General features: G+C 43.0%; 11 protein-coding genes. 3 read left to right on the forward strand and 8 right to left on the reverse strand.

The genetic code is table 11. From position 1 onward, the window contains the following. The first annotated feature begins 236 nt into the window (after nt 1-236). Nucleotides 237-1,211 (forward strand): L-lactate dehydrogenase, encoded by a 975-nt coding sequence (locus ACE4RR_RS00555; RefSeq protein ID WP_375533443.1) that lies wholly within the window; start codon nt 237-239, stop codon nt 1,209-1,211. Between the two features lie 122 nt (nt 1,212-1,333). Here ACE4RR_RS00555 and rlmN read toward each other — a convergent pair whose 3' ends face one another. Both rlmN and ACE4RR_RS00565 read right to left on the reverse strand, forming a co-directional pair. Next, the gene (gene rlmN / locus ACE4RR_RS00560) at nt 1,334-2,398 is read right to left on the reverse strand and encodes a dual-specificity RNA methyltransferase RlmN (RefSeq protein WP_375533444.1); all 1,065 of its coding nucleotides are present in this window, start codon (nt 2,396-2,398) and stop codon (nt 1,334-1,336) included. Nucleotides 2,399-2,482: 84 nt separating this feature from the next. Beyond that, nucleotides 2,483-4,078 carry a gamma-glutamyltransferase family protein gene (locus ACE4RR_RS00565; RefSeq protein WP_375533445.1) on the reverse strand — a complete coding sequence of 532 codons (1,596 nt, stop codon included), beginning with the start codon at nt 4,076-4,078 and terminating at the stop codon, nt 2,483-2,485. Between the two features lie 409 nt (nt 4,079-4,487). On the opposite strand from ACE4RR_RS00565, the gene ACE4RR_RS00570 reads away from it, so the two are divergent. Both ACE4RR_RS00570 and ACE4RR_RS00575 read left to right on the forward strand, forming a co-directional pair. Further along, nucleotides 4,488-5,840 (forward strand): glycosyltransferase family 2 protein, encoded by a 1,353-nt coding sequence (locus ACE4RR_RS00570; protein WP_375533608.1) that lies wholly within the window; start codon nt 4,488-4,490, stop codon nt 5,838-5,840. A gap of 60 nt (nt 5,841-5,900) precedes the next feature. Continuing rightward, the gene (locus ACE4RR_RS00575) at nt 5,901-6,800 is read left to right on the forward strand and encodes an LCP family glycopolymer transferase (protein ID WP_375533446.1); all 900 of its coding nucleotides are present in this window, start codon (nt 5,901-5,903) and stop codon (nt 6,798-6,800) included. Between the two features lie 392 nt (nt 6,801-7,192). Here the strand turns inward: ACE4RR_RS00575 and ACE4RR_RS00580 are convergent, their stop codons facing one another. The 6 genes from ACE4RR_RS00580 to ACE4RR_RS00605 form a co-directional block, all read right to left on the reverse strand. Then, a complete protein-coding gene (locus ACE4RR_RS00580) occupies nt 7,193-7,789 on the reverse strand; it encodes a hypothetical protein (protein ID WP_375533447.1) in 597 nt (198 codons plus the stop codon). Between the two features lie 246 nt (nt 7,790-8,035). After that, complete coding sequence (locus ACE4RR_RS00585) at nt 8,036-8,728, reverse strand: AIM24 family protein (protein WP_375533448.1); 693 nt, start codon at nt 8,726-8,728, stop codon at nt 8,036-8,038. A 136-nt stretch (nt 8,729-8,864) separates the two neighbouring features. Then, nucleotides 8,865-10,109, reverse strand: a complete 1,245-nt coding sequence (locus tag ACE4RR_RS00590) for a YeeE/YedE family protein (RefSeq protein WP_375533449.1) — start codon at nt 10,107-10,109, stop codon at nt 8,865-8,867. A 65-nt stretch (nt 10,110-10,174) separates the two neighbouring features. Beyond that, nucleotides 10,175-10,741 (reverse strand): NADPH-dependent FMN reductase, encoded by a 567-nt coding sequence (locus ACE4RR_RS00595; protein WP_375533450.1) that lies wholly within the window; start codon nt 10,739-10,741, stop codon nt 10,175-10,177. A 140-nt stretch (nt 10,742-10,881) separates the two neighbouring features. Next, on the reverse strand, nt 10,882-12,960 hold the full coding sequence (locus ACE4RR_RS00600; RefSeq protein WP_375533451.1) for a peptidase domain-containing ABC transporter: 2,079 nt from the start codon (nt 12,958-12,960) through the stop codon (nt 10,882-10,884). Between the two features lie 34 nt (nt 12,961-12,994). Further along, on the reverse strand, nt 12,995-14,371 hold the full coding sequence (locus tag ACE4RR_RS00605; RefSeq protein ID WP_375533452.1) for a glycosyltransferase: 1,377 nt from the start codon (nt 14,369-14,371) through the stop codon (nt 12,995-12,997). Nucleotides 14,372-14,397: the final 26 nt, after the last annotated feature.

Consider the following 14,397-nt stretch of genomic DNA (forward strand, 5'->3'; position numbering starts at 1 on the left):
TCAAAATTGTATTCATCTTAACCTGGAGAACATATTATATTTTCAATATGATTACCCTCCCTTCCCTAATGAAACGTTCCTTACTGGAAAATAGAAACAAAAGTATTTGAATTTAGGTCAGAAAATCACTAAGATTCTCAATAAAATTGTTGATTTATATTGTGAAGTATTGCACAATATACATGTGAATAAATTCACATGTATTCTTGAATTTCATTGAAGGGAGTGCGGTGATTATGGCACATAAGGAGAAAGTCAACCGCGTTGTTCTGATAGGAGCCGGCTTTGTGGGAAGCAGCTACGCCTTTGCTTTAATCAATCAGGCCGTGACAGAAGAGCTTGTTATCATTGATGTAAACAAAGAAAAAGCGATCGGAGATGTAATGGATTTAAACCACGGAAAAGCATTCGCTCCTTCCTCTACAAAAACATGGCATGGTGATTTCAGCGATTGTAAAGAAGCAGATATCGTCTGTATCTGCGCCGGAGCTAATCAAAAACCAGGAGAAACAAGACTTGATCTCGTAGAAAAAAACATGAAAATATTCAAAACAATCGTAGAGCAAGTAATGGAATGCGGGTTTGAAGGCATCTTTCTTATTGCTACGAACCCTGTCGATATACTGACTCAGGCCGTTCAAGCTTTCAGCGGCATGCCGCAGGAGCGTGTAATTGGAAGCGGAACGACGTTAGATACGGCTCGCTTCCGCTATCTGCTTAGTGACTATTTCGATGTATCCACTCACAATGTTCACGCTTATATTATCGGCGAACATGGTGATACAGAGCTTCCTGTCTGGAGCAATGCACGCATCGGGGGTGTTCCTATTTCTGCTTACCTGAACAAAGAGAAGGCTTTCCGTGCAGAAGATCTCGAGCACGTATTTGAGAAAGTTCGTGATGCGGCGTACCATATTATCGAAAAAAAAGGAGCGACATACTACGGCATCGCCATGAGTCTAGTACGAATCACTAAAGCTATTCTCGGAAATGAAAACAGTATTCTCACGGTCAGCGCTTACCTTGACGGAGAGTACGGAGCAAACGGCGTATATGCCGGTGTACCTGCAGTCATCAACCGCCTCGGAACCCGTGAAATTCTTGAAATTGAACTCTCCGAAAAAGAGCAAAAGCAATTTGACCATAGTGTTCAAACCTTAAAAGCTACAATAACACCTGCACTGGAGAAAATGAACCAGAACAAAATGTAATTCGCGTTCTGAATTACTAAACAAGATTCTTAACTAGTTCATTATTATGTGGTGATACACATGTCTTTAAAAGGTATGAAAAACACCATCCAACAATGGATGGTGTTTTCCTGCACGTCAAGTCAACTGGCGGGGCTTTTTTTGTTCTGCTTGCTGCGGAGCTGACCGCAGGCAGCATCAATATCTGTTCCATGCTCCTGCCTCACAACACAATTAATACCGTTTTTCTTGAGTGTGTCGTAGAAAGCCATGATATCTTCCTGTTCACTGCGTTCATATTGTATATGCTCATCAACAGGATTGTACGGAATAAGGTTCACGTAGGCCAGGTGACGCTTATTACGAAGCATTGCCGCAAGCTCCTTCGCTTCCTTTACATGGTCATTAACATCTTTAAGCAGAATATATTCAAACGTGATGCGCCGGTTTGTTTTCTCCAGGTAATAATCAATTGCTTCCATGAGAGGCTTCACTGGATAAGCCTTGTTAATCTTCATAATCCTAGTGCGAAGTTCATCATTTGGCGCATGCAGGGAAAGTGCCAGGTTTACCTGCAGGTCTTCATTGGCAAAATCATAAATTCTATTTGCCAGTCCACTCGTAGAAACGGTAATGTGGCGTGCCCCGATTTCCAGTCCCTTTGGATGATTGACGATCCGCAGGAAATTCATCGTGTGATCATAGTTTTCAAATGGCTCGCCAATACCCATCACAACAATATGCGTCACTCTTTCACCGTTTCCTGCCTCATCCAGGGCATGCTGCACATTCATGATCTGCTCGGTAATCTCTCCACTTGTGAGATCACGGCTCTTTTTCAAAAGGCCGCTGGCACAGAACGAACAGCCAATGTTACAGCCAACCTGCGTGGTTACACAGACTGACAGCCCGTATTTCTGTCTCATCAATACGGTTTCAATTAAGTTGCCGTCCTGCAGACGGAAAAGGAATTTGACCGTCCCGTCCTTCGAACTTTGTTTTACCTGTTCTTCGAGTGTCTGAATGACATAATGCTCCTCCAGTACACGAAGGCAGTCTTTATTAACATTTTTCATATCGGAAAAGTTCTTCACTCTTTTTCTATATAGCCAGTCCCATACCTGCTGCGCCCGAAACTTTTTCTGACCATTTTCTTCAAGCCATGCGGTCAGCTGATCAAGCGTCAATCCGTAAATGGAAGTTTTCATTTTTGAAACCCTCTTTTCAAAAAACATTCATCCTCCATTGTACGAAAAATCATAGGTAAAAAGCAAGTGTTGCTCTCTTCCGAGTTATTTATTCGTAGAGTCCCATTTTCCACCGCGCCGTTCATCTGCGATTCCGGTTACACTCCCGTCTTCAGCATCCACTTCAAGTGCCTGTATGCCACCAAAAAACATCGTATGATGATTGGTTCTTATACTGTAACCGCGCTCTTCCATGTCATCCGTAACGTCCTCGGATAAGCCTGGTTCAGCGAAAAATGTCCCCTTATACCCGTGAAAACGTTTTTCATCCACTGCTTCTTCAAGTGTCTCGTCAAAATAAAAATTTCTGGCGAGCACCTGTGTCATCACATTAGGAATTCTCTGGCCACCGGGAGTGCCTATGCCGAGTATCCTATCATCATTCACAAAAATACTTGGTGCCGTGGAGCTTCGCGCTTTTTTCCCCGGCTCATAACTGTTCGGAGAGCTGCTCAGATCACTGAAGTATTTATCTGAGTTATTTGCGAAATATCCATCAACGTACTCACCGGATCCGAAAAAATTACTTAACGTATTTGTTGCGGAAACCATGGTTCCTTCTTCATCCACAACGACAAAATGAGTCGTATCAGTATTTTCGTCCTCTGCAGCTTCATCCTCCCCGGCTGAATCTGTGCCTAAATCCGTGGTCGAAATCTCGTCAGCCAATTCTTCAATATAATCGTCGCTGACAAGCTCATCTGCATCAACATCCTCGTTTGACGGATCACCGACCTCATTTATTTTATCATTGTTAGTCACTCTTGAAATTTCTGACATCAAATGTGCAAACTGAGTTTCATCATCTTCGGTTTCTTCAATGTCGAGATGCTCTGCAAGTTTTAGAGATTGAACAAATGGAACCCCTGAAAGAGGTGGACTGGCTGAAAATATTGTTCCTCCATTCACCTCTCCCTGCACAGGCTCAGGCTCGGTAACCTCATAATCTTCTAGATCTTCAGCATCGACATGTGGAAATTCATCTGTAAAGCTTTCTCCGAGTTCCCCTTCATAAAAAGTACTTGCCCCGTCTTCTTTTATTTTTGTCAACGTATCTGCCAGTTCCTCCTGCTTCAGTGTTTCACCGGATTCAATCGGCTCTTCATCAGGATAAAAATGATCTAATTCTTCTACGTCCACTCTTGAAATTGCACCGTCGAGGCGCTCTGCCAGTATCGGATCCACTTCAAATCCGTCTTCAGCAAGCTCTATGGCCGGATCAATCAAGTCATCAAAGGATGCCGATCCATGCTCACTATGTAAGGTATCCATTCCTTCTACAAATCCAGGTACACCAGTGACTTTCCCATTTTTCTCATCTTTCGAAGGAGCAGTTACTTTGTAGTCATACACGCTTGGCGTCTCTTCATCTGAATCCAAATGCAAAGCCTGACCTCCTCCGCCTATGCCTGAGCCAAAAGGCTCTACCACAGAGAGAGCATATGACACTGCGACCGCTGCATCCGCAGCATTACCTCCGTTTTCCAGTACCTCCATTCCCGCTTCTGCAGCAAGCGGATGCGATGCCGTTACTCCATAATTATCTTCCGTTTCCACAGAGTCTACTTCTTCCTGTGGATCTAACGTGCCGGATGATAAGAGATTCAATAACAGACTGAACGATAATGTAACCTTCAGCAAGATAACTCACCACCAAATATTAAGATTTTAACGCTGTTCATCCTAACACAAAAAATCTGACACCGTAGAAATTTTACAAAAAATTAATCAAAAGTCATGTATATTGATAAATCTTTACTATAAAACTTTTATTAAGTTTTAGCATTTAATTAAATTCCGTAACTACTGACATATAAGGAAATTCGATGATTACTATTAATAGTATGTGAAGTCGTAATCAGTTCATTAGTGCCTATTATTTTATATTAATAGGAAAATAAATTGATATTACCCTATAAATTTCCAATGAACATAGGTATTAGGCAGGTTTTTCATAGATATCCCTTTCCAAAAAATCTTATTCGTGCAATCATTTCACTTGTGAACTGAAAAAGATTTTCATTTAAGAAGGGAGTGGATACACTTGGCTATGTTTTTTATTATTTTGTTCTGCTTGTGTATATTTTTTCCTTCGCTGCATCTGCTGCACTGTCTCCCTTGGTTTCGGGACCTCGAGGAAGGAAAAGTCAAACCATGCAGTAACAAAAAAGGAATCAGCATTCTAGTCCCTTGTTTCAATGAAAAGGACATTATTGACACGTCAGTGAGCAGCATGCAGTCTCTTTCTTATTCTGCGTTTGAGGTCATTTACATAAACGACGGCTCCAGCGACCAGACACTGTCGTCCCTGTATTCAATCTTAGATTTAGCCCCCTGCACACGAACTCCACTCAAAAAACTCGGACATGAAAAAGTACACCGCTTTTACCAGTCGAGGCTTTACCCTCACATTTTTGTACTGGATAAAGAAAATGGAGGCAAGGCAGATGCGTTAAATGCAGGTATTGAATATTCAGCCAAAGGGATTGTCGTAACACTTGATGCTGATACCATTCTTACTGATCAAGCATTATCAGTAGTCAATGATAAATTTGAGGATAATTCAGTCGTCGCTGCCGGCGGCATGGTTCACGTGCTGCAGACAAAAACCTCCAGACCTCTTAAACATTTGTCACTGCTGCGCACGAATATGCTGTTACGTGTTCAGGTACTGGATTTTCTAAAAGCATTCTACATTACAAAAATGTCCCTTGCCCGCTTTCGTTCGCTCGCTGTCATCTCGGGTGCGTTCGGAATATTTAGAAAGAAGGTATTGATTGAAGCCGGCGGCTACCGCAGAACGATCGGTGAAGATATTGACATCACTCTGAGGATTCATCGATACATAGCGAAGCTAAAAAATAAAAAAATAATATTTCTGCCCGAAGCAGTGGGATACACGGAGCTTCCGGAAAATTGGAAGGACTTATTTAAGCAGCGTGTCCGCTGGCAAAAAGCTTTCATTGACTGCCTCTTTCATTTCCGTTCTTTCTTCGGAAAAACGTTAATTTCAAAAGCGGTTTCGTTTTTCTATGTAATCGAATCTTTTTTTGTCGGGACCATGGCAGCTTACGTTACTACCATTATCGTGATCGCAAATATGATTGTCAGTCCGCCTTCTTCCTATCTGTTTTTTATCGCGTTTTACGTGACGTATATTTTTCTATTCAGCTTGGCCTATAATCTGATGGCTCTCAGAATGGGAAAGCATTATGGCTTTGTTTTCGATAAGAAAGATAAATGGAAATTACTGCTGACAATTTTCTTTGATATCTTTGTCTACCGATTCATCACGATGTACTTCGTTCTCTATGGAAGCATCGCTTACTTCTTTAATAGAGACTGGAATAAGGTGGAGCGAACCGGACGGAATTATCAGGATGATGTCGGCCCGGCAGCGTAATTATGCTGCAAATATTAACTCTGAATAATGGCATACAAATTAGGTGAGAGCATGATCCCTGTGAAAATCAAAAGAATATTATTAGTTATATTTACAATTTTCTTCGTGTCATTATTAGGTATGGGTAATTACTTTCTGCATATGACCTCAGAAACGCTGGCAAATATGAACGAAGAAATTGAATGGGAGCAATCAGAAAAGCGCGCGGAGCCTGTCCGCCCGAAGGATGGGGACCCGCTTTCTGTTTTATTAATGGGCGTCGATGACGAAGAAGGCCGTACCGACTCCCTCATTTTATTAACCGTAAATCCCTCGGATGAATCAATAAACATGGTCAGTGTTCCCCGGGATACCCGTGTAAAAATTGATGGAAAAGATAAAAAGGATAAAATTAATCATGCCTATTCCTACGGAGGCTCCGAAAAGACGATTCGAACCGTCGAAAATTTATTAGATATTCCGGTGGATTATGTTTTAAAAGTAAACATGGAAAGCTTTACCGACGTGGTGGATGCGCTAGGCGGTGTCGAAGTAAAAAATGATTTAGATTTTACCTTTAGGGATACTCACTATCCAGAGGGCACCCTCGAATTAGGCGGGAAAGAAGCACTTGGATACGCGCGGATGCGCTATGATGACCCGCGTGGTGATTTCGGACGCCAGGCCAGACAGCAGCAGGTGTTAGAAGCAGTCATTAGAAAAGGAGCAAGCATATCTTCTCTTACGAAAATCGATGATATGTTTGATATTGTTGAGAAAAATATTAAAACAAATGTCAGGTTGAAGGATGCCTGGGATCTGCAGTCCAATTACAAAAACACCAGACACAACATTGAACAGCTTCAAATTGAAGGAAAAAGTAAGGAAATTGACGATACCTATTACTATGTACCAGATAAGCAGAAGCTGCGCGACACCTCTGAGAAGCTAAAGGAGCATTTGCAGCCGCCAGAGAAATAGAAGCATCCGGCTGAGGAGAATCTGCTGTATCAATTCAAAGATGCAGCAGGTTTTTTGCTAGTTTTTATAAATGAGGAGAGGATCGGCGATTTTTCGATTGTGTTCAGCGATAATTGAATTTTTATCAGCGATATCTCGAAATTCATCGGCGAAAAATATCACAATGCCAGCTGAGGACACCTGACATTTCCCGGGAAATATCGACAAACACTGAAAGAGAACAAGCATCAGTAACAGCTTGTTCTCTTTCCTAATTATTCAGATGATGAACTACGTTTGTTTTTATAATCATTTATCGTGCAGTACATAGCCATTCCAAGAGAGCCTAATATCGTAATGCATAAGGTTGCAAAGAACAGCGTTACATAATCCATCTACTTTCCACCTCCATTTTAATTAACACATTCAAACGTGTATCCGCCGGCCCGTTCAGCCGCTCCACTATCCGTCGTTCCGTTCACTCCCGCACTGTCCTGATTGGAAACGACCGGATTGCCGCCCTCATCGTAGCATCTGTCAATTAACTGTGTTTTTTCCTGATGGTTGAAATACATGGAGGAGAAAATAAGAGCACCGCCGGTCAGAATGCCGATCACAGCAATACCGCCCCAGATCAGCGCCGGAGCAACCTGAGTACTGGCTCCGTCCTCTTCTTCCGTATCGTATATATCAATATTAGCATCTGCCATCAGCTGTTCTGCCTGCTCCGGGGATATGTCCTCCATCGCGATCTTAATAGAGGAAAGAGCCTCGTCAGAGAAATTATAATGTTCCCTGGCAATTTCTTCATCCAATTCGAATGTACCAGTCTCTGTGTTATAAAAGGTAGCCTTGACAAGTGCCGAATCACGTTCATTCAGCATCATTTCATCCATGTCTTTTTCGTTTGGCTGTGCCGGGGCAGCGTGGCCGGCAGATAGTGCAAAAGTTGAAAAAACAACAGCAAAGATTAATAACCCGTTCAATAATGTAATCCAATGCTTTCCCATACCCTCACCTCACTAATATTTTTTTAAAAAACATAATGGTTTGTCGAGTTCAAGGTAACACGACTCCATATATTGTAAAAGGGTGGAAAATCATAGGAATTTATTACATATAAGTGCTGGATTTCATTAAACAGCTTTCAGGGGATAATATTTTTGACAGAGTGCTGCTGCCTTTTTTGCAGAATTCGCCGCTTTCCTTTTCCGAACTTCCCGTGGGCTGGCTGCGTACCAGTGTCCGCATATCGTTTATCTCGACCCTCCCCTTCGTCCTTCAAAATATGGCTGCACAATCACAAATCCATGGCCGTCGAATTCCATTTGAATGGATTCACCGCTTCCTCTTCCAATAAAGGTGCGATAATTGAAATCTGTTCGAAATTCCGGCTGCAGGTGTCCGGACCAGGCAACCGTTGCCTTAGGGTCTGTAAGAACCGGTTTCCCAGGTTCGACAAGGAGCGTGAGCGGTTCGTAATAAGTCGTAATCGCAACCTTTCCATTGCCGTCAAGGGAAATATTAAAAAGTCCCCCTGACATCATACCGGCAAGTTTACGCATTAAGTGAATGTCCCATTCAATCGTTGGTTCGAAGGCAAGCAGATCATTGCCGTTCACCGTAATCTTTTCATTATGAAGTTCAAGAATAGTTACCTTTTTCCCTTGGTCCGCAAGAAACAGAGTTCCCTGGCCAAAGGCTTTCATCAGGCTTGCTCCTTCACTCGTAAATGTTTTTTTCAGCATCCTTGAAGCTCCGTGTTCCAACATTCTTTCGCGTTCAAATTTAATATTTCCAGTATACGAAACCATCGAACCGACCTTCGCCCATATTTTCTTAGTAAGCTCCACCTCAAGGAGACGGTCCGTTTCTAAATCAAATCCGTCCTTTGGCTCGCTTCGTTTTTTTGTTTTGTTAATAAATTCCTGAACTGAATATTCACTCATCTCATTTTTCACCCTTCCGCGCTTCTTGTTATCATTTTTACTATTACGAAAAATTAAATAATACGTTTCAGCAAGCCCGCAAGAAATATAAAAACCAGCACCGTTATTTCGGTACTGGTCAAAAGAAAGCTCCGTGTTAATTTTTTCCTGTTTCCCTAGAGACAGAACGGGTAAGCTGAAATTTTTTCTCTGTAAAATATGCCGTATACGTTCCAAAGATAGCCAGAGGAGCCCAGATCCATGCGTGCAGGCTGAACGAGGCTATCCCGCTGAAGTATGCGCCAATATTCGCTCCAAAAGAAATACAAGCCCCATACCCCATAAACGTACCACCTAGTAAAGCCACCACTCCGATACGAGGGGGGATTTTACCAAAGCGTACCAATCCTCCAAGAGTAAGGGTGATAGCTGTTCCAATCAATACACCAAAATTTAATACACTCAGTTCATTCATAAAGACGGATTGGGTGAGATCGCTGAGGGGCTCCTGTTCCCCCCAATAACCCCATTCACTCGCTTGAAAGCCCAGAGCATCAGCTAATTTAGAGCCCCATAATGTGAACGCAGCGGTTAGTTTCCACGGCTCACCCTGCACGACCAACACTGCCGCGTTCCCTGCTGCCAAAAGGACAGCACCAACCCAGAGCGGCCAGGATCCAAATATGACCTTTCTCCAGTCTGGAGCGGAAGGAAGCGGCGGAAGCGGAGGGGGCTGTTTTCTTTTTTTATACATATAGGAACCGATTCCGACTGCTGCAAATATTGCAATCTGTAGTCCCCAGGCTCCACTATAGCCAAGTGGCGTATCGAGTGCGAGGGAAACTTCAGGGATACTCGGGAGCTCCTCATTCCAGAAAGAAAAATGAACCGCCCCCACTGTCGCTCCTATTAAAAAACCTAAAATAGTAAATATCGAAGCTGTCCGGCTGCCTTCTGCCCGATACATCGCTGCAGGAGCCAGTCCGCTTCCTATTTCCATTCCGAATCCGAACATAAACGAGCCGATGATCAGCCCAACCGAAATTGGGGAAGTCGCACCCATCGGCACATTACCGAACAAGCCAAGGTGTAATGCTAATATCAGTGCGAACAACGTCGTGGCTGTGGCGAGCATCAGCATATGAGCACGAAGCATTTCTGTATTTCCGGTTTCGACAATTTGCCGGTACACGGAAGCAAATCCAAATCTTGCATGAAATAATGAAAAGCCGATAATTATTCCAATTGCGAACAATAGTACAAACTGCCATCCAGAAAAATCATACGCCGCATAAGCAAGAGCGGCACCGATAACTATAACAATAATTGTTAATATATTCTGTGGATCTCTCAGGTCCGGTGCTTTTGCGGAAGAGGTGTCCTGTGTCTGCTTTGATGTCATAGGGGCTGCCTCATTTCAGAATTATTGATAATACGAAATTACCTCAACCACAGTACCCTTAATATTTATTTCATAATCTTATTTTCGGATTTATTGTTCAGCCTCTTGTAAATTTCGATCCATTTCATGTATTGCTGCAGCAATTGCTCCAACCTCTGCTGAAGCTGTGGATCAATGGTTCCTTTCCTCGGATTTATCCGTCCTGCATCAACAACAAGCTGATCCGATAATACCTCTGCATGAAGACTTCGTAAAATAAGACGGAGAGTGTTCAAAGCATTAATGCCGCCCTTGCCTCCTCCTGCTGCTGCTAAAATAGCTGTTGCTTTCCCTTCAAATTGACCTGGCCCAAGAAAATCCAGTGCATTTTTCAGCGCTCCGCTGATGCTGCTGTGATACTCCGGCGTGCAAATGATAATCCCATCTGCTTTCGCTGCATAGCTTCTCAGCAGCTGAATGTCCGGATGCGTCTCTTCGGAAACAGTACCGGAAAAGATAGGAAGCGTATGCACAGATAAATCAAAATACATCGTTTCCTCCCTTGAATTCTGCAGCACCTCGTCGACGATGGATGCAATAATTCCTGAATTAGAATGCTCTCTGGCACTTCCAGCTATTATTAAAGTTTTCATGATATGTCCTCCTTGTCTCTCAATATATTGTTTCCTATAAGTTTGACACGATGAATGAATCTTTAAATCGACCAGGTGAATGAATTTATCGTACAAAAAAAGCCTTAGCTTCACTAAGACCTTTTTCTCCGACCTGTTGTCTATTCCATGGTAACCTCGCTCACTAATTGTTTATCCTTCATTTTATAAATGTGATCCACCTGGCTGAGCAGTGATCGTTGATGAGAAATAATAATTTGAGTGGGATAATACCGGTTAAGATTTTCTATTACAGCCGCTTCCATAGAAGGATTCAATGCACTGGTGGCTTCGTCCAAAATAAGGACGATTGGGCGGCGAAACAGTACACGGGCTAAAATTAACCGCTGACGCTGGCCTCCAGAGAAATTTGTCCCTCCTTCTGAGACGACCGTTTCATACTTCATCGGCAGCTTTTCAATTTCCTCATGTATGCAGGCGTGCTTGGCAGCTTCTATCACATTCTCCATCGAATATTGCTCCACTCCGACCGTAATATTCTCTAAAATACTGCGGTTAAAAAGCTTTGTTTCCTGCAGTACTGCCCCTATCCCCCGGGAGAGCAGACCCTCTTCAGATAACGCCTGCAGCTCTTCATGGTAGAAAACGGTGCCGGATGTTGGCTGGTACAAGCCGGCAGCCAGCTTCGCAATTGTACTTTTCCCTGAGCCTGAATCACCGATAATACCGACCTTTTCACCTTTTCTTATAGAAAAATGCATTTCGCTCAGCACGTCCTCTTCAAATTTTCCATAAGAAAAGCTGACGTGAGACAAGGATATCATCTCCTCCGAGAAGGAAATTTCTGCAGAATCCTCTTCCGGGGCCTGCAGTAATACATCGTAAAGGCGCTGCAAAATGGAGCTTAAGAAAATAATCTGCATGTAGCCGCTCCCGATTGAAACAATGGGCATTAAGAACATACTTGCCATCGAAGAAATCGAAAGAACCGTCCCAAGGGTGAGGGATCCGTTTATTACCTGGTAACCTCCGAGCCATAGAAGAAAGAGCGGCATCACGAATTGTATCGTGGAGGAAAAAGTGTTGAGCCATGTCGTCCATCTGGCCGTCTTTTCGAACACATTCACCTGCTCCTGAAAGCTGTCCGCCCATTCCTCGTACATATGATTCTTTAAGCCAAGCACCTTCATATCTCCTACAGCATCAAGCTGTTCTGCTAAAACACTCTGTGTTTTTGTCTGCGTTAATACCTGTTTATTCGTATAATTTCTCGTAATTTTTGTACTTAATAAAAGAACGATAAAAATGATAAGGCTGCACGCGATAACAATGGTACCCAAAAGAAGTGACTGAGCAAGCATACCGATCATCAACGCAGCAATAAGAAAGCCATCCACAATCGTCCCGACCACCCGTGTCGAAAGAATATCCCGAATATGTACATTGGCATTGGCCCGGTACAGCAGATCTCCTTTTGAGCGATTCTCAAAAAATGAATAAGGAAGCTTTAATAGGTGTGAGATAAAATGTGTCATGATTGCTTGATCCAGCAGCTTTTGAAAACGGGCGACAATATAGCCTCTTCCCACGGACAGGATAAATCTCGCAACAGTTAATGCAAGAATGAAGACACCAAAAACAGGAAGCAGCTCACCGGAACCAGGGACGAGTATCGTGTCAGTAGCCCACCTTGTTAATAAAGGAACCATTAATGTAATGATGATAAAAAGAAGCGTCACAGCAAGCAGCCAGAATAAATGTTTTTTTAACTGGAAGGCAAAGGAAAGCAAAAATGTTAAATAGGAGGGCTTTTTTCTTGAGTGGAGCTTCTCTCCGCCTTCAAATGTCATAATATAACCCGTCGCTTTTTCATCCAGCTCCGTCTGGGACAGTTTTCTCCGGCCTGCTGCTGGATCAACTACAAAAGCATGCTTTTTTGTAAGCCTCTCGAGTACGACAAAATGATTGCCTTCCCAATGAAGAATACACGGAAAAATGGCTTCTTCTTTCAAATCAAACAGAGAATAACCTTCCAGCGAATAAGATGTGGGCAGGAGATGATACTCCTCCGCTATATGCTTTAACTGATAGAATGATAAGCCGTCCTTAGGAGAATAATAGAGCTCCCGAAGTTCATGAAGCGAGGTATGATGCTGATAATAGCCTAAGATCATGGCGAAACAAGCGAGGCCGCACTCGCTTGTTTCCATCTGAGCAATAAAGGGGACCCGTGCTGCCATAGACATACCACCTCTTGACATGTTTAAGGGATAATTAAAGCTCTCTCAACCTGGAAAATGCCTGCTGATACATCTCCTGAACCGGCTTCATGACATTTTGACTGTCCAGAAAGTCAAAATACTCCTTTGCCCGTTCGTACATACCGGTTTCAAACAACAATGCACCTATCAGGCAGTCAATATGCAGGCCTTCCGGGTGGAGGGCTCCATATTCATTTCCGGACTGTCCATCCCGGAATTGGACAACCTCCTGCAGCATTCTTTTTTGCTCCTCCCACAGCTCAAACAATCTGGCAAGCTTTGAAAAAAAGAGCGCATCGCTGTCTTCAGGGTGGTACTTTTCCAATTGTTCAGCAGTTCTGTAAACCTCTTTAAAGTTCTTCTGCTTAAATCGATACTGCAAAAGCAGCCTCGTGAGAGGGATCGTATAATTCTTGCTGCTTTGGTAGTTTTCAACCCTGCAAAAAGCAAATCCTTTCTGAAAAAGCATTTCCATCTCATCCGCAGAAAACCTTTCCATGCCGTCTCTAACTAAAAAATAAATCCAGCGCGGATTTTCCGGTTCTTTTTTTCTTACTTTTTGCAGCAGGGAAATATTCCGCTCAATTTTCTTTTTAGACTGAAGGATATCCTCCTGGTAGCCATCATGCTCCACCTTCAGCTCTATATTGATATTCTCCTGGGATTCTAAGGTTGGGTCTTCATTTTTCCGCGGCTCTTCATGTACATCCCCGAAAAAACGAATCCCGCTTGCGCGATGAAAAATTCGCTTCACCCCAACCACACTGGATTTATCTTTTTCCACGATCAGTGGAGAAATAGTAAGTGAATGCTTTAAAGGAAACCTGGAGAACATTTGAATCAGCGGCTTTACTTTCCCATTGCTCTCCCTGCTGATCCATTCATCCGCATCAATAAAAAATATCCAATCCCCCGCTGATTTATCGATGCCGACATTTCTCACAGCGGAAAAATCGTCCTTCCATTCTTCATGGTGGACATGAATGAGAGGAGATTGAATGGACTCAATGATCGATAAGGTAGCATCGGACGAGCCAGTATCGATAATGACGATGTCATCGACTTCGTTTAGAAGGCTTTGAAGACATCTGTGAATGGAACGTTCCTCATTACGTGTGAGCACTACCGCTGTCACTGTTTCACTGCCTGGATCCAGATGGCCGGAAAGTTCTGCTCGTGCTTCTTCCTTATCAGCAAACAATGGAAAAGAACTATATTCTGCCCCGATCACCTCATTCCAAAAGTCTGGAATAACAATGATGTTATTAAGCAATTCGAGCCGATGATCTATCAAAGACAGTTCTTCAAATTCACCAAATTGAGCCAGCAGCCCATCTTTTAATTTATGTAAGCTGGTTTGGTTGAACCATAGTGCTTCCTGGTCTATCACGATCATCCCTCCCCATCTAGAAAGCA

Source organism: Alteribacillus sp. HJP-4 (genome assembly GCF_042139015.1).
GTDB lineage: Bacteria > Bacillota > Bacilli > Bacillales > Marinococcaceae > JBHIKY01.

Excerpts from the sequence above, each read along its gene's own strand:
- ACE4RR_RS00555 (WP_375533443.1), top strand. The coding sequence starts at position 237 with ATGGCACATAAGGAGAAAGTCAACCGCGTTGTTCTGATAGGAGCCGGC.
- ACE4RR_RS00590 (WP_375533449.1), bottom strand. The coding sequence starts at position 10,109 with ATGACATCAAAGCAGACACAGGACACCTCTTCCGCAAAAGCACCGGAC.
- ACE4RR_RS00580 (WP_375533447.1), bottom strand. The coding sequence starts at position 7,789 with ATGGGAAAGCATTGGATTACATTATTGAACGGGTTATTAATCTTTGCT.
- ACE4RR_RS00600 (WP_375533451.1), bottom strand. The coding sequence starts at position 12,960 with ATGGCAGCACGGGTCCCCTTTATTGCTCAGATGGAAACAAGCGAGTGC.
- ACE4RR_RS00570 (WP_375533608.1), top strand. The coding sequence starts at position 4,488 with ATGTTTTTTATTATTTTGTTCTGCTTGTGTATATTTTTTCCTTCGCTG.
- rlmN (WP_375533444.1), bottom strand. The coding sequence starts at position 2,398 with ATGAAAACTTCCATTTACGGATTGACGCTTGATCAGCTGACCGCATGG.
- ACE4RR_RS00585 (WP_375533448.1), bottom strand. The coding sequence starts at position 8,728 with ATGAGTGAATATTCAGTTCAGGAATTTATTAACAAAACAAAAAAACGA.
- ACE4RR_RS00595 (WP_375533450.1), bottom strand. The coding sequence starts at position 10,741 with ATGAAAACTTTAATAATAGCTGGAAGTGCCAGAGAGCATTCTAATTCA.